The sequence below is a fragment of the Aeoliella sp. genome (genome assembly GCF_965227375.1).
In the GTDB taxonomy this organism is placed as follows: domain Bacteria; phylum Planctomycetota; class Planctomycetia; order Pirellulales; family Lacipirellulaceae; genus Aeoliella.
On record NZ_CBDDFX010000002.1, the window covers coordinates 1,670,275 to 1,687,067 of the forward strand.

Below are 16,793 nucleotides of genomic sequence, written 5' to 3' on the forward strand. Positions count from 1 at the left end.
TATCTGGAGAACTTCTACGCGAGGATGCTGCATTGCTGGACGTTTGTGGGTGACGAACGAGCTTCCAGTAGACCAGTATACGGTCAGTCTCTTGGATGGCATGTGTACGCACGGCGTTTTCAAGCACGAAGGCCGGAGTACGTTCTTTCTGGACCGGTTGGTCGACCTAGTAAGGCATGAGCGTACACTCGTTGCTCACGTAGTCGAAGGTTTTATCGAGGAAGCGACAGCCGAGTTGGCAGACATCAGTACCGCTTTCGCCGGGGCCGCCCCGCAGTTGGCAGATATCGCCCTGACACTTCAACGCTACGACGATACTCGCGACGATGGTCTGCAAATCTTCGAGAGATTGCTTGAGCTAGACGCTTACGGGGCTCAAGACGCCCTCAACGAACTTGACCAGATACCGAAGAATGCGGCTGCCCATCGCAGTAGAAGGCGTAGGCGACACGGGCCTCGAAAAAAGCGTTCATTTGAGTGAGATGTACTCTTACAACTCGGGAATATCGCAGCCCACAATTTCAAAGCTACTTCTCATAACTACGCAGGACGTAAACGCCGGTGCTCTTTCACAATGACTCCTGGCGGCCGAACTTGGACCCTCCCGCCCATGAACACCGCACCTTCCTACTGAGAGACCGCTGGCAAGTCGCAGAAGAGCAATAGAACCCGCAGCACGAGAGGCCATCGACTACGTCGACAGCATCGAAGGCAAGAAGGCAATACTGATCAGCGGCTGGGAGCTTACACGCCTGATGATCGACTACCAGGTGGGGCGTGCTTCGAGGAACAACTGACTTTGACGCTCTGGTAGGGAGGGGTGTAGCTCTACGGCCTGAACTGCATCGCAGTCACAGTGATTTTCGTAGCGCTAGCTTGTGGATGAGCATCGCTAAAATGAAACTGGTTGCGCCCAGCCAACAACTCGAGGGCTCTGGTACGACGTGGAGCGATACCTCGCTCCAGTACACGTCGAGTCCCGTGCCGCCAACGGAGCCACTGTTAAACACAAGTGAATTCTGAAATCCAGCAAGGCCCTCGCCACTAGTGAGATCGAGGTCTGCGCTCTGGAGTTCTCCATCAATGTAAAAATCGAACAAGCTTGATTCGGCAGCACCCCGAAGTTCGAGCGTGTGATAGTGGTCGGCCGAGCCAGGTCCCAGGTTCACCGGCGTCGCGCCTGACCACAGAGCGACTTCCAACTCATCGCCATTGACTCGCTGGAGCTTGAATCCGTTTAGATTGCCGCTGGTCCCCGCGACTCCCCAGCCGGGATCATTGGCCGTGTCGACTCCCCAGAGCACAAGCCCGCCTCCGCGAACGACTTTGGCAGTTGCGGTTAGGACCCATCCCTGGTCAAACATCTCTTGGAAGTCGACCGCGCCCAGAGTGTCGCGGTACCCTGGATTAGCGTTACGGCTATTATCGAGAATTCGCCACGCAGGCGTGCCGCCATCGTTGATCTCCTGCATCGTCACCCCTGGTACTTGTGCTCCGGTCTCTATGAGCCCCTGGGCAATCGGGTGTGGAATTGCATTGACGCTGCCTTCACTAGCTGAATAGCCGCCGAGCCGATGCGGAGCCTCGACCCACGACTGGCTGTTGAAGGCGTCGGCAAAGCGGCGGCCGATCTCAAGTTTGGCATTTCGACCAAAGTGAATGGCATCGCTCTTGAGTGAAAGGTCGCGAGTGCGAAAAAACGCAATGTCATCTCTGTTATCGCCCAGTTCTCCTTGAAGGTGGGCAGTAGTAACACGATTGGCGGTGGATTGGCTGGCGGCAGGCTCGGCAACAACTGTGTACATGCTTTCCGCAGCATTGGAATAGTTGGCATTGATGTGCGACCGCACGTCTGTGACCAACGATTGAAGTCGGATATCGGCCTCGCCGGCTTCAATGGCGTTGTTGCTCTCTCCTTGTAGGTACATGAATCCCTTCACCTCAAAAGTATGGCCAGCACTTTGTGCTGCATTCAAAGCCAAGTCGATCTGAGCCGTCGCGGAGGCCGAAGTCGAGGCGAGCAGGTGATTGTGCATATGTCCAGTAGTAGGTAGCCAGAACGAATTGCCACCACCTCCTCGACTCAGCTTGACAATGGCGACATTTCTAGCACCCGAGTCGAAGAGAGTGCGCGCGAAGCCGAACTCAGGTCCCCAAAAGTTGGGGCTAACACCATCGCCTTGCTGTATTTGCAAGGTCGAGAATACACCACCAGAATCTCCATACAGAACGATGTGCTTCGGATCTGAGGAAGCGGTTGAAACGTTGGACCAGAAGAGAGCGGTTTGGGAATCTGCGGGATGAACTCCTGGCTCAAAGTCACTACCCTCCAGATTCGTTGTTCCGAGAGAATTACTTTGGCCCGTCAGAACATAGACCTCCAGGTGCTCAGAAGCCGCGTCGACCGCCGAAACAGCCAAGAACACTACAACGAGTGCAGCCCTGTTATTTCTGGTAGAGAAGTGCATGTTGAATCATCGGTGCAACACCCGATTTACAGCGGCCCTCAGGTTTCGCGGGAGTCGTCGGCTTCGACACACCCACAGCAGGAAAATGGCCTGCACCGTCAGTAGCGTCGTCCCAGGTTCGGGAACGATTGTCAGAGCATCAAATGGAAACGCACCCCCCTGTGCCTCTAACGCGGTGTGCAGAATGAACACGTCGGGCAAGTTCGTTTCACCATCGAGATTCAAGTCCCCCAGCTTGACCTTGTCGACAGCTGGCAGTCCTAGGGTGGTAACTCTCCATCCCTCGATCAAGGCCGTGACATCATCTGTGTCAGCAGGGCCCGTTCCGTCGCCAGATACGATACCATCCTGGTTGACGTCGCCCGCGAGCCCGTTGGGGATTTCGCCGTCCCCCAACATGCTCGTGACTGCATCGAAAGTTGTCCCTAACCGCAGATCGTCGACCGACCAAGTTGCGTTGGAGTCTCCTAGCAGCGCCACCGACTCGATGATAGACGATAGATTCTCGCTATCACTACCGACCAGAGTCCAATCGAGTGAAACATCGTCAGTGGGAATGGCATCGACACCGGATTTGAACGCTTTCAAAAACACCTGGTCAGCCGGATTATTTACTCCGTCGTGCTGCGAGACAATCTTGGCTACCAAGAAGTAAGTTCCGCCTCGCTCGAATGCGTCTGTGGCTGTGGTAAGTCGGTCGCCAAGTCCATCAACAAAGAAAGCCTCATTGTCATCGACACCGAAACTAGCTTGTGTTGTTCCGGAGCTGTCGCGGAACTCAACAGCGAACGACTCGTCGCTGCTGTCGTCAGGTGTAGTGTCCAAAGCGCCGGACAATACTAACGAGAGATAGGTCGTCTGCGACTGTCCCAGTGCGAGTTGTGCCACGAGTGAACGACTGACTTCGCTAGCCTGGCCCGCGAGGAAGTCGACACGTCCGCCCAGATTGGTTACGCCGAGTCCAGGGAAAGGCACACTGCTATCGGCGTTGAACTCAGGCTGGGGAACGTTGGTAAACTCAGCGTTTCCTTGCCAACTTCCAGACCAGCCAACCCCACCACGCATGCGATCAATAGAGTTGCTAAAGCCATCATAGTGGGTCATTGCGGCCGAGTACTCACCATGCTCTAACTCCGCTACATCGAAGTTTACGTAGCGGATGGTGTTGTGACCAACCTCGTAAATCAGCCCGATGGTTCCATCCTGCAGTCGATCGATAACCGAGTAGGCGGCAGATCCGCTCTGAATTTGGACCGGATTGATGAATGTTTCTCCTTCATCATAGCTTGTCCACACTCCGATGTTAGAACGCCCGTTGCCGGCGCCGGCTGGACTTCCTAAGGGCCCTGAGAACAGGATGCGATCACGATCATCACCTGAACGTTGAGCCGAGTAGCGAACCAGCGCGCTATCGACGGCCGAGATCGGTATGTCACCCTCGTGTGCATCTACCCAAGTATCGCCGCCATCATGGCTGATTGAACGATTGCGTCCTGATCCACCACGTCGGGTGTCCCACAGAAGATCGCCATTCGTGAGCTCAATGACCTCCGATTCGTCAGCATAGTGCGGTGTCACGCCTGTTCCACGTGTCCATGTGGTGCCTCCATCATCACTGTAGATGGCAACGCCGCGATACGAAGGGGGGCGTTGATGAGCGGGGATGAGAAGGCGACCATTTCGGTCTGGGGCGCCGTCTTGCCACTGGAGTTGGATTCCGAGCCCCGGTCCCGTATTCAGCGACGCCCAACTTGGGTCCTTGACCTGGGCATTGATGTCCATCGGTCCCGACCAAGTCAGTCCGTTGTTGGTGCTTGATTGATAGTAGATTACCGAGGAATTGTTGCCTAATCCCACTGGAACACAAGTTTGCCCACATGTCGTAGGCCATTGGACGTACTGTAGATGAACTGTGCTACTTGAATTGTCGACGAGTGCTCGCGGATCGGAATAGTCAAAACCCGATTGCGCATGCAGAACGGACAGATTCGACCAAGTCGCCCCTCCATCTTCACTTCTTTTGAATACTAGATCGATGTCGCCAGGCGCGCCAGGATCGGCTCCTCCAGGACGCCCTTCGGCAAAGAGTAGAAGTGAACCATCTGCGGCGACGCTGAACCCAGGAATGCGATAAACGCTGTACCCCTCTTGGCCGGCTACTAGTACATCTTGCTCGGTCAGTATCTCAGCACCAGCTTTAGGACTAGGGAGAATCGCTGTCAACAGCACGCCAAATGATACGGCGCGGCAAAGGAACTGAATCACAACTGCCTCTTGTTCTTCTCTATACCACCCTGCAGAAATAGCTGCCCAATGACGACGTTCGCCACTTGGATGCTATCTTGCTCACGCTCTTGATCGTTTGCGGAGCAGGGTGCCGACTGAAATGACTACGATGCCCGCAAGGATGGCCGTCGATGGCTCGGGAACGCCAGTGCCGTTCAAGAGGCTGAAGTTGAATCCGCCAGCTCCGGACGCGGTCAAGCTATCATGCAGTATGTAGACGTCGAGGAGATCGACGTATCCATCGTAGTTCAAATCTCCTTCCTGGCGACTGTTCCAATCGCCAACTTGAACTCCATCGATCACTTGCCGTTTCCGCCAGTGGGTTACAAACGCCGCCTCGTCCGCGGCATCGGCAAGTCCGCCGCTCAGGTTCACATCACCGGGATCAGTCACGCCCATCGATGCCAATTCCTGGGCGATCCACTCATTATTGACACCTCCTGGTCGATCAAGGCTTTCAGGCCTCAGGAAACCAATATCACCCCAATCCTCTCCGTCGGCATTTAGCACGATAGGGGTCGGATCGGGACCACCCGAGTTGGTTCCACCCACGACGCCATCGGCGCCAAGTTGGTCGCTATTGTCACCCCAGAAGAACAGCCTGACGTCGTCGATGACTCCGTCGTAGTAGTTTTCGAACCCCTCTTCGCCGTCGCTGTTGGCGCCGATAACTAGCGGCGTTGCCTCGGGATCGTAGGAAGTGGAGCGAGTGATGACCGCGACGCCGTTGATAAGCAGGGCACCGCCGAAAGCTGCACCGCCAGGATGCGTGATCTCCATTACGTGGGCCCAACCATTGCTGTCGAGAGTATCGACGACGGCCACACCGGTATCGAATCTCTCGTCATCGTACAGCAGCTCCCAGTTGCCAGCGGCCGAGATTCCGATGCCATGCTCATTGGTATCGCTTACCAAAGTTTGTGTCGCCGTGCCAAGCGCGGTCTGATCGGGCTTGGCCCACAGTTGGATACCGTGCGAGAAGATCCCCTCGTAATTGTGTGGAAAGATTTGCGGTGGTGGACCGGGAAAAAACGTTGAGTTGTCCCACATCTGCGCTGGAGCGTTCATGCTGATGCCAGTATTGAGTGCATCAGACGATCCATTGAAGGAAGCGCCAAGGTCTGCTCCCAGAGCGCCAGGGCGATCGTTGACGCTCACGTACATCGGCGAGCCAACGACCGCCAGGTCTTGAAGGTCTCCAGCACCTAGAGATCCCGCGCTGTCAAACGTTGCGCTACTCATTGGTGTGTTCGCCGACGCGGTCTCGCCCGGATCGTCACCGAAATCGTACTGTCGATCATTCTCTACAGCAGTCACCGGTGCGGCGCAGGCAATCATGCACAGCAGAACCAAATATCGTCCTACGCTGGGAACGCGTCGACGAACCACTAGAGCCGCGGCGGCAAGGCCTAGCATGGCCAACGTCGTCGGCTCGGGAACGGTGGCTGGGCTGGTTGCGAGGGCTCCGGCGGTATTTCCAAATCGCTGCTTCCAGTAGGAATAGTCCGAAGTGGTCACTCCACCACCGTCTCCGTTGTTATTGAGCGCCGACTCGTCTGCTGCGCCCAAGTTGTTGCGCCACACTGTATAGTCAGCCAAATTCACCGTTCCATCTCCGTTGTAGTCGCCGGGTACTCCGGCAGTGCTCACGTATTCCACCAGTGCGTCGAACTCCTCGCCACTGGAGGTAGTCAGTCTCAATGTCAGATCCCGATCACCGGGAGCGGTGGCTGTGTTGAAGATGTTTCCAAGTGACAAGCTGGTGGTGTTGTCAAATGTCGTGAATGTCGTCAGGTGACCTTCGGCGATTTCCGTCGCGTTGGGAGTGCCAAGCACCTCAAATCCGATTCCATCGTCGGGTGTCATGCTGGGATCGCCAATTCCTTGGCTTTCGAGGCTGCTCAAACTCCCTGACAACAATTGCCCCAGTGCACTGGTAAGCGAGTATCCAGTGATGTCGAAATCAAAGACGTCGTCGCCAAACAGCGACACATTACCTGTCGTGGTGTTAACACGTGCCCCGATCTCGGCCTCAGTGGTAATCTCCACTTCGTCCACTCCAACGAATGGATTTGTTTCGTTCGTTCCATCAAAAGCGATCGAAATAAACAACTGGTCGCCTGCGTTGATCGTGCCACTGTTGAAGTTGAGCGTAGTACGCTGATCGTCGTACGTGTCATCAATACTACCTTCTACAGCCGCGTTAACGTCTCCCCGTGCTGTGAATGCCTGTGGGCCACCAATCACGCTAGTAGCGGTGCCTTGGGTCTGTCCGACCAGCACGTCGAAGGTCCCAGTTGCGGTGCGAGTGGCCTCGAATGTCTCAGCAACGAACGCCGCGCTAAAGCTGTAGTCAGTGTTGCTAAACAAACCTTCGGCCTCGGTTATACCCCGACTATCGATGCCAGTACCTGCTGCAGCGTTGGCGGCACTTGCAATCCAGAGGCGAGTGCCACCGAAGTTAACTGTGTCGAAGATGCGGCTTGCGTTTGGAGCAGTTCCGACTCCGTTGTGCGTCCAGTTGCTGGTCGGCGAAAAGTCGGCCGGATCCGACAGTGGATACGCCTGAAAGTCGTCCGAGAATATCGATACGGATACCTGAGCGGTTGCGATATTGGACAACAATGTCACGCATGCAATCGCGACTAAAGCAACGGGGACTAACTGAGCGAATCTGGGAGTTCTTTGGCAGCGCAGTGCAACTAAGCCAGCGCCCATTAGGGCCAGAACCCAAGTCGTAGGTTCAGGTACTTGCGCCCCTGAAATGGCCAGCGCAAATGCTCCCGGTCCGTTTGCAGCGTCGAAAAGCGAACGAAACTCGTTGAAGTCGCTGAAATCCGAAGAGCCATCTCCGTTGAGGTCACCGGCAATGTACGCTTCAACTTGTGTAAGTCCAGAGACGTCGCTGCCGTATACGGCCTTGAGTTTCTGCCAGTCGACCAAGTCGATATCTCCATCTGGGCCATCATTAATGGTGGCGCCGGCTAGATCGCCTAGAGCAAACGCCTCATCCCCGTTGCCCTGGTAGCTCAACTGAAAATCGGAGCCGCTGTTCAAGATCGTGCCGTCGTCGAGCAGCAACTCGACTGCCACGTCTTCGAATGGGCTCTTGGTCCAGACGTTTCCGAAGTTCCAAGTACCGGCAGCTGCGGCAAGGTCGCCACCATCGCCGGCGCCTGAAGTCGAAAGTACCGCTTCGGAAAGATCAGTAGTGTCACCGACGGACGTGATGACAGTCCAGTCATCGTCGTCGTTGGCCAGCTGTGTTCCGCTTGCCTGCTGATCCCAACCCGATTGCGTGAGTCCACCAGCGTCGCTCAGGATGGAATAGGCGACGATGTTTTGAATCGGTGAAGACGTCGTGTTCGTGAGAGTGATGTTGCCTGTGTCTCGATCGATAGTAACTGAAGTGACACCTTGATCGGATGTGGGTGAGTAAGCCCCCGTCATGTCGTATCGGATATATTCGATCTCGAAACTCTCTCCAATGCCGCCGAACGTGCTCCCCGCGATATTGGTGCAGCAGTCTCCAACGATTAGCCGCGTACTACCAGTACCCGCTTGTGGAGCGACACCAACAAGCGGGGTCAACTGTACCGCGTCGCGGAAGTAGTGATAGGCGTTGGTATCGGCGTCGTACACCAGGCGAAAGTCGTGGAAGTCATCGGTGTTGCTACTGGTGTTGAAAACCGTTCCACCCAAGTTGGTCACGGCACCTTCCCGAACGGTGAGAATGTCTCGGTTGCCGTTTAGGGCTCCCCAAACAACAAAACCACCGTTGCCGGTTCCCGTAACACCAACTCTCGCTCGAACCTCCATTGTCCAACTGCCACTTCCAAGCTCCCATGGTGTTGAACCGTTATCTTGCTGCAGCCAACCGTTGGTGTCATCGTAAGTCAATGTGACGTTTGATCCGTTCAGCAACAGATCGTCATCCTCTGCTCCTCCGGCGGTACCCCAACCATTAATGGCTGCGGAGCCATCAAAGATCTCGTTGCCGGCGTACTGGTTGTCGAATGTGCTCGATAGCACATTGAAGCCATCAAACGCAGCCCAAAGCGAAGCGCTGCCAGACATCACGGCAAGTACAGCTACTCCCGCTGCAAATCCCTGAACTCGACTAAACAACATCTTATACATCTCCTAAAGATGGATTGGGCTTCAATTCGATCGGATACTTACTAGGTCAACTATGCAAGTGCTCGGTGGTGCAAAATGCTCCATTATGGACCGGTGTTCTCTTGCCCTTGCAAGCCGAAAGCGACTGCCCACGTCACCTTGTAAGGGAATGAAGGCTTGCCGTCGCGTCGCTGCCCAAACGCGACGGCAAGCATCTTCACCCTCGTTGATAGGAGCGAACACCCGCCAACATCTTTTCAAGCTCGCGAACGCAAGATTGCGCACGCCCCGGCTAGTCCAATTCCAAGGATAAGCAATGTCGACGGCTCGGGAACCTCTGTAATCGCCACGTTGTCAATACCGACGAAGGGATTGGACGCGTCGGTGCCGTCGAAGGCGATTGAAATTGTCAGATCGCCACCCGCGCCCGAGTCGAAGACCTCGGTTGTTAATTGGTCATCGTACGCATTGCTGTCGTTAGGGTTGAGCCCATCGGCATCGTCTCCACGTGCGGCAAAGGCCTGAGGCCCACCGATTAGGCTTGTTCCTCCAATCAACAGGTCGTACGTGCCCGTTGCCGTTCGATCGCCGTCAAAGGTCTCTGTGACGATGGCTGCGGAGAATTCGTATGGAGTGTTGGGGGCGAGCGTTATTGTAGCCGTACTATCGATACCACTGCCTGCCGCTGCATTCGCGGCGCTGGCGATCCATAGTCGCGTTCCGCCGAAATTGCCTGTGTCGAAAAGGCGGCTAGCATTCGAGCCGGCACCGTTGCCGTTGTGGACCCAGTTGGCCATTACGGCCGGGTCGGCCGCGGCGTCCGATTCGAAATCGTCGTAGAAAATTGTTGCGCCCGAGGCAGCGACACAACTGGTCGCAGCTAGGGCAAACAGGGCTAGATGAGACCACTTCATTAGAGGCACCTCCAAGGTAGATCGCGCGGGTTTGTACGTGAAGAGAGAAGAGCAAATTGGAGCAGGCAGTCAGATTTCGTGCTGAAGGCCTTTCCAACCCAGTCAGATTATTCCGGCAGTCAAGCGAATATGCTTAGGAAAAGGCGCAATAATTGTCATAATTTGCGCAAGCGGCCGAGCTGGGCACTGAGGCTGCCCGCATCTGGTCAGGGGCGACGCACGAGCACATCCATTTGAATTTGCCGCCGATATTCGCGTGGACTGACGCCAGTCGCCTTCCGAAAAAGACTGCTAAATACCTGCCTGCTGTTAAATCCGCAGGCGAACACAACATGCGTAATTGAGTCCGTGGTTTCGGCCAACAGTTTCTTTGCCATCTCGAGTCGCACACGGCGCAGTTCCATTCCTGGCGTCCGACCGATGGACGTTCGAAACTTGGTTTCGAGAGTTCGTCGTGAGATAGCAGTGTGTTCTGCGATGTCGCTTACTTCAATTGGCAGATGAGCGTTCTCCCGAATGAACTTTAACGCCGCGCGGACATCTTCTTCATCGACAGCAAGCATGTCGGTAGATTGCCGGGCTGCAACTCCCAGTGGGGGCAACCACTTCACACTTGGCTCGGCCTGCTTGCCAGCCATGGCAGCGTCGAGCAGCACCGCGGCCTCATAGCCAATTTGTTCGGCTGGTTGCACGACCGCCGAAAGGTGGGGAACCGTTGACTCGCAGAGCAAAGGGTCGTCGTTGACTCCGATCACGGCAATGTCGTCGGGTACCTCGAAACCGCACTCCAGAGCGACTTCGACAACCAGTCGCGCCAGTCCCGAATTCGGCGTACAAACTCCCAGTGGCTTGCGAGCCAACTTTAGCGCCTTGGCAATCGCATTCAAATCAGGGCGGTAGTGTCCTGAAGAATCTGCGGCAACGTATTCGTTCACATCGAGCTTAAGCCCCTGGCACTGACTTCCAGCTTTAGTGACCGTCTCTTCAAAGGCTTCAAACCGTTGCCGCTCATTCTCCCATCGCAACTCGCTCATGAACAAGAAGTGCTTCAAGCCGCAATGCAACAGATGCTCAGCGGCGAGCTCTCCGATCGCCCGGCTGTCGCACGCCACATTCGCGAATTGGGGGTCGATAATGCGAGATCCAGTGTTAACCGCTGGCACGCCCGCACTGGTTAGTATTTCGAGATGCCGTTCGGAATTCACCACGGCAATCAAACCATCGCCACGCCAGCTTGCAACCTCCTCCCATTGCAGCAATGGATACTGTCCATCGCCTTTGATGCGCCAATGGCGATTGACGCGGAGGAACCGATAGACGCCCCGAGTGATACCGCGCATTAGCTCTTGCCCAGTCTGCATAACTAGGCCTACGCGGAAGGCGTCGGATGTCGGAGATGAGACGCGACGCGCCATACGTTACGACTCGATTGTGACCGGAGATTGGATCCCGTGTTGCGTATATTATGACAAGATTTGCGCCTTTTCGCAAGCATTGTCATCTTCAAATTGAGAGAATCGGAGCCGTATTGGGGGGAAAGTAATTTCGTTTCATATTGTGGCTAACTCGGCTAGGCTTTGTCCGGTTTGTAGATCCCCCGATACGCCTTTTCCAAAGTCATGAGATCATTATAAGGGAAGTGCCATGTGCCGGTCTCGTTCGTTCTTCAAGGTTGAGGTGAAGCGAGGTTTTACTCTTGTCGAGTTGCTGGTGGTTATTGCCATCATCGGCATTCTGGTCGGTCTGTTGCTTCCTGCTGTGCAATCAGCACGAGAGGCTGCTCGTCGAACGCAGTGTCAAAACAACTTTCACCAAATCGGTGTGGCACTGCACAACTACCATTCAACTAACGGGGAGTTTCCTGAGGGACAGATCAACAGACTGACGCCCAGTTACTATCACGCACCCGGATGGGGTGCCAAACTTTTGCCTTTCATTGAGCAGGCCTCGGGGTTTGATGGCTTCCAGGACGGACCGGCTGGCAACATCATCGATCCCGGCATGAGAGAAGTTGGGGGAATTCTCATCGAAGCCTACTTATGTCCGAGTGACGCCTCCGAATCGACGTGGGTCGAAGTTTCTAGCGGCTTCAACGTGGGTCCAGGCCCCAACGACGACTATCGACGCAGCAACATGGCTGGAGTAGCGGGTGCCTTTCTCTGGATCGAAGAGGGATCAATTTCAAAGTGCCGCGACAATGCCCGTGGCATGATGATAAACACCCGCGCGTTACGTGTGAAAGACTGCACCGATGGTACAAGCAACACGGTGATCACCGGAGAAGTGACAGGTGGTCGCGGAAGGCACCCATCGTTTGGTGAAGCATGGATCGGCCACACTTGGATTGGTTGGAATTTGCAGGATGTCAGTCGGGGTATCAATCCTTTTGGTTCGCTACCTGGTGGGCGGGACGATGGCATTGATCCATTCGACGGCGATGGAGGAAATCGGCACCAAGAGTACTACACCGAGGTTGGCTTCTCTTCATACCATCCAGGGGGATGTCACTTTCTGTATTCTGATGGTAGCACCCGCTTCCTAAACGAAGACACCAACCAGAATGTGCTGCATGCATACGCTACGCGCGCAGATGGCGAAATTATCACAGGCGAAAATGCCACCGGAATCCAGGGACCTGATCCGATCTCGCCACCCGTGCGATAGCTCCATTCAAGAGGGAATCGCTTAACCTTCATTAGCCGAACTTGACTCCATCGCAATCCAAAATGAGCTCTTTCCACCCTTTCAACCGTTTCCTCTGGTTGCTCCCTGCAGCGCTGTGCCTAGGATGCGCCGACTCTGGAGGTCTAGACAAAGTCACCGTCGAAGGGACCGTGACGTACAACGGAAATCCGGTACAGAACGGTGAAATCCGTTTTGTTCCCATTGAGGGGACACAGGGCCCTGTATCCGGCGCGCCTATCGTAGAAGGTCGTTATGAGGCGATCGCCAAAGGTGGTGTCCCCGTTGGCAAGCATACGGTTCAAATAGAGGGCTACGACACCAAAGGGGGCGGCGAGAGTCAAGACATGATATCTGGAGGTCGCACAGGCGCGCGTGTCAATTATATTCCCGCGAAGTACCACCGAGAGAGCCAACTGACACTCCAAGTGTCCGGCGACAAGAGTTCCATGAACCACGATTTCAACCTAGACAAATAGAGCGCCAGATGCATCTGGTGCGCAAAATCCCTCACCTGTCATATCACTGCGAATCGCGTCATGCCTATATCCCTGATCGCTCCCCCACCCACTCCTTTTGATGCCAAAGGTAACGTCGATCTATCTCAGATTGAGAAACTGGCTGCGCACCTGAGTAGTTCGGGCGTGTCGGGAGTGTTCCTGTGCGGCTCGACAGGCGAAGGCATGTCACTCTCGGTTCGTGAACGGATGGATATTGCAGAAGCATGGGCTGATTCAGCGCCCAACTACGGTTTGAGAACGATCGCACAAGTGGGAGCCAACAGTCAGCGAGACGCTATTGACCTTGCGGCCCATGCGGCCCAAACCGGCCTCGACGCGATATCGGCTCACGCTCCTTGCTACTTCCGTCCACAGTCGGTCAACCATCTTGTCGCATTCTTCGCCCCCGTTGCGGCTGCCGCAGCGGACACGCCATTCTACTACTACGATATTCCTCAACTGACCGGCGTCGACTTGCCAACGGCTAAATTTCTCAAGGTGGCGCCTACCGAGATTCCCACCCTCGCTGGAGTGAAGTTCACCAACCCAAACTTGGCGTTGCTTCAGGAGTGCTTGCAAGTCGACAACGGCCGCTTCGACATCTTCTTTGGCTGCGATGAAGCACTGCTCGCCGGTTATGCACTTGGAGCGCGAAGCGCTATCGGTAGCACTTACAACTACATGGCGCCGCTGGCTCACCACATTATTCGCGCGTTCGACGCAGGAGACTTTGACCTGGCTCGTTCATTGCAAATGAAGGCCGTTGATGCTGTCAGCATCCTGGCGGAGTACGGCTATCTGGTGGCAGCCAAGTCGATCATGCGAATATTCGATATCGATTGCGGAGGCGTCCGAGAGCCCTTGCACGGCTTGAAGGAAGATCAAAAAGGCGAAATCACTCAACGACTCTTAGATATTGGCTTCCCATTCGTGCACTCAACGCCAGATGAAGCCAGTAGGGTCAATAAGCCTCATATACCTACTTCGCCTTGGAAACGTGATGGCGTAAGCTCTAGAGCGTCATCTCTCTGAAGCAAAGTCACGGGCCAACTGCATTGGCTGCCTTAGTCACTCTCTCTAAACTCGCTTCCAACTCTTGATGGCGTCCTGGCGAGCAAACTGGTGTTTCCGTCTTTCAATCAATGCAGCGTTAGCAAGCGTGCTGCTTTGTCTGGCGAGCAACTGCTCCGCGCGAATCTCTTGGAGCCAATTGCCCCCTCTGCCAGACAAATTTGGCTTCGGTGGACCTGCGGTCGGAGTGCACAACGACGCACTGATAGTCGCCGGTGGCGCCAACTTTCCTGATGGGCCACCATGGACCGGCGGGGCCAAGAAGTGGCACGATGGTATTTTCGTCCTGACGCGGACGGCCGAAGGTGAGCCGGCCGACGAATGGATGATTGGTGGCCGACTGCCTAAGCGGATCGCATACGGTGCGTCCGTGTCGTACCCTCTGGGGGTGTTGCTGATTGGCGGCGAGGAAGATGGCACTCCGGTGCGCGATGTCTTTCGACTTGCCTGGGATGAAAAGACCAAGAACGTCCACGTCGATACGCTCCCGTCACTGCCCAAGGCAGCCAGCTACCTCTCAGGTGCGATGATTGGATCGACTGTCTACGTGCAAGGCGCAGGCAGATCTGAAGGCGCGGATCGGCTAGACGAAAAATTCTTCTGGTCTTTAGATATCGATCAAACTGAAGACGCGGAAGAGTGGAAGTGGACAACGAACCTCCCTGCCTATCCGGGATCTCCGCGACATAAGAGCGTGGTTGCCGCGCAGAGCATTGGTTCTGGTCAAGTTAATCTCTTCCTGATCAGTGGTTCCAATCCTCGTTACCAAGCGGATGGATCGCCCGACTTGGAGAGGTTTGAGCATTTCACGGATGCTTATCGATTCGACCCTATACGTGAGACATGGTCGGCGGTGGCAGAATTGCCAATAGTTCGGGATCCGCGACGAGGCATCCGTTCCACCAAGTACGCCCAATCTAGGTGGCCTGTAGTTGCTGGAGTAGGGCTTGGGCTCGGCCAGAGTCATGTGATGGTTTTTAGCGGCTCTACCGGCAGGTACGTCGTGCTACCGGTAGATGAGCGGCCGGAGTTTCCTAATACCGTTCTTGCATACCATACAATCACCGATACGTGGGCCGTAGTGGACGACATGCCACAGGGCGTTGTGACCACGGGCATCGCTCAATGGGGCGATCGGTATGTGATTCCCAGCGGCGAGGTAAAACCCGGCGTTCGCACCAATCAAGTGCAGTCTTTCAAAGTGTTGACGGCGACTGCCACGTTTGGCGGGTTGAACTATACCGTGCTTGGAGTTTATACACTGGGTATTCTCATCGTGGGCGGGTTCTTTGCGACTAGGACCAAAACCACCAACGACTTCTTCAGAGGGGGGCAACGCGTACCATTTTGGGTGGCTGGGCTAAGCATCTTCGCCACCATGCTGAGCTCTATCACCTTCGTGGCATTGCCAGCCAAGGCATACGCTACCGATTGGAAGTACTACCTTGCACAGTTGACCATTGTGCCCATCGCACTGATCGTCGTCTCCCTGGTAATTCCTTTCTTTCGGCGTCTTGACGCAACAAGCGCGTATGAGTACCTCGAACGGCGATTCAGCTACTCCGTGAGGGTGTTTGCCAGTCTGCAGTTCGTGTTGTTTCAACTGGCCCGCATGGCCATTGTGATGTACCTCCCCGCACTAGCATTGGCCGCCATAACGCCATTCTCGATACTTCAGTGCGTAATGCTGATGGGGATTCTGAGCGTCGTCTACTGCACACTAGGCGGTGTAGAAGCGGTGGTTTGGACAGACGCAATTCAGACCCTCGTGCTGCTGGGAGGGTTACTGCTCGCCTTTGGGGTAGTGGTAGCCAACGTAGAGGGTGGCCTATTGGGCGGTATTGATACAGCCTTCCAGGATGGCAAACTACATCTTGCGGATCTAGACTTCTCCTGGGGAAGCTGGGCGACCACTACCGTTTGGGTTGTAGTTGTAGGTCAGTTCTTCGCCTCCCTCTACTCTTACACCGCGGACCAAGCCGTCGTCCAAAGATATCTAACAACAAGAGACGAACGCGGTGCCCGTCGTGCCATGTGGACTACGGCTTGGATGGGGGTATTCGGTAGTAGCCTGTTCTTTGCAATGGGCTCTGCACTGTACGTCTTTTACAAAACGCATCCCACGCTCTTGGACGTAGGGATGCGAAACGATTCTATCCTACCACTGTTTGTCGCCAACCAGTTGCCGGCTGGAGTGGCGGGGTTGGTGGTTGCGGGGATCTTTGCCGCTGCACAATCCACGATATCTACCAGCATGAATAGCACAGCGACAGCCATTGTCGCCGATTTTTGCATGCCGTTTGGGACCTGCCGCACCGACGCTGGCTACCTTTTGCTGGCTCGCGTAATGACGGCCTCTATTGGCCTTCTTGGTACACTCATTGCCTGTTGGCTCACGGTGGTGGGTGGCTCTATGGCCATCGATTCCTTCATATCCGTGATTGGGTTGTTTGGTGGAGCTGTCAGTGGGCTATTCATGCTCGGGATGCTCACCCTTCGAGGCAATGCAACAGGAGGACTCGTTGGGGCATTCGCGGGCTTTGCGACCGTCTCTTGGGTTATGTTCGATGAGTCTCTAGCGATCAATCGCTTCCTATACGCTGCAATAGGTGCCGTCACCACGTTCGTTGTGGGATACCTGGTTAGCGCCCTCACAGGCGGCAGCAACCAGACTCAGTTGTATGGATTAACGGTCTACGACCACCAGGGCACCCTTCGACAGCAAGTGCGTGCTATCGCGTGAGCAACTCAAC

At 55.2% G+C, this 16,793-nt stretch carries 9 protein-coding genes; 3 read left to right on the plus strand and 6 right to left on the minus strand.

Going from position 1 to position 16,793, the window contains the following annotated elements; genetic code table 11:
- Window positions 1-166 precede the first annotated feature (166 nt).
- The 6 genes from ACQK2L_RS19665 to ACQK2L_RS19690 form a co-directional block, all read right to left on the minus strand.
- A complete protein-coding gene (locus tag ACQK2L_RS19665; protein WP_425398746.1) occupies window positions 167-337 on the minus strand; it encodes a hypothetical protein in 171 nt (56 codons plus the stop codon).
- 514 nt (window positions 338-851) lie between these two features.
- Window positions 852-2,468 carry a sialate O-acetylesterase gene (locus ACQK2L_RS19670; protein ID WP_425398747.1) on the minus strand — a complete coding sequence of 539 codons (1,617 nt, stop codon included), beginning with the start codon at window positions 2,466-2,468 and terminating at the stop codon, window positions 852-854.
- A gap of 6 nt (window positions 2,469-2,474) precedes the next feature.
- Window positions 2,475-4,733 carry a sialidase family protein gene (locus ACQK2L_RS19675; protein ID WP_425398748.1) on the minus strand — a complete coding sequence of 753 codons (2,259 nt, stop codon included), beginning with the start codon at window positions 4,731-4,733 and terminating at the stop codon, window positions 2,475-2,477.
- Window positions 4,734-4,814: 81 nt separating this feature from the next.
- Window positions 4,815-8,885, minus strand: a complete 4,071-nt coding sequence (locus ACQK2L_RS19680) for a PEP-CTERM sorting domain-containing protein (RefSeq protein WP_425398749.1) — start codon at window positions 8,883-8,885, stop codon at window positions 4,815-4,817.
- Between the two features lie 245 nt (window positions 8,886-9,130).
- Window positions 9,131-9,787, minus strand: coding sequence for a PEP-CTERM sorting domain-containing protein (locus tag ACQK2L_RS19685; RefSeq protein WP_425398750.1), 657 nt, complete (start codon window positions 9,785-9,787; stop codon window positions 9,131-9,133).
- Between the two features lie 206 nt (window positions 9,788-9,993).
- Complete coding sequence (locus tag ACQK2L_RS19690; RefSeq protein WP_425398751.1) at window positions 9,994-11,127, minus strand: substrate-binding domain-containing protein; 1,134 nt, start codon at window positions 11,125-11,127, stop codon at window positions 9,994-9,996.
- Between the two features lie 304 nt (window positions 11,128-11,431).
- On the opposite strand from ACQK2L_RS19690, the gene ACQK2L_RS19695 reads away from it, so the two are divergent.
- The 3 genes from ACQK2L_RS19695 (at window position 11,432) to ACQK2L_RS19705 (ending at window position 16,783) form a co-directional block, all read left to right on the plus strand.
- The gene (locus ACQK2L_RS19695) at window positions 11,432-12,451 is read left to right on the plus strand and encodes a DUF1559 domain-containing protein (RefSeq protein ID WP_425398752.1); all 1,020 of its coding nucleotides are present in this window, start codon (window positions 11,432-11,434) and stop codon (window positions 12,449-12,451) included.
- 557 nt (window positions 12,452-13,008) lie between these two features.
- Window positions 13,009-14,001, plus strand: a complete 993-nt coding sequence (locus ACQK2L_RS19700) for a dihydrodipicolinate synthase family protein (protein ID WP_425398753.1) — start codon at window positions 13,009-13,011, stop codon at window positions 13,999-14,001.
- Between the two features lie 226 nt (window positions 14,002-14,227).
- On the plus strand, window positions 14,228-16,783 hold the full coding sequence (locus ACQK2L_RS19705) for a sodium:solute symporter family transporter (RefSeq protein ID WP_425398754.1): 2,556 nt from the start codon (window positions 14,228-14,230) through the stop codon (window positions 16,781-16,783).
- The last annotated feature ends 10 nt before the right edge of the window (window positions 16,784-16,793 follow it).

Coding starts and splice junctions, on each gene's coding strand:
- ACQK2L_RS19670 (WP_425398747.1), bottom strand. CDS start 2,468: ATGCACTTCTCTACCAGAAATAACAGGGCTGCACTCGTTGTAGTGTTC.
- ACQK2L_RS19680 (WP_425398749.1), bottom strand. CDS start 8,885: ATGTTGTTTAGTCGAGTTCAGGGATTTGCAGCGGGAGTAGCTGTACTT.
- ACQK2L_RS19685 (WP_425398750.1), bottom strand. CDS start 9,787: ATGAAGTGGTCTCATCTAGCCCTGTTTGCCCTAGCTGCGACCAGTTGT.
- ACQK2L_RS19690 (WP_425398751.1), bottom strand. CDS start 11,127: ATGCGCGGTATCACTCGGGGCGTCTATCGGTTCCTCCGCGTCAATCGC.
- ACQK2L_RS19695 (WP_425398752.1), top strand. CDS start 11,432: ATGTGCCGGTCTCGTTCGTTCTTCAAGGTTGAGGTGAAGCGAGGTTTT.
- ACQK2L_RS19700 (WP_425398753.1), top strand. CDS start 13,009: ATGCCTATATCCCTGATCGCTCCCCCACCCACTCCTTTTGATGCCAAA.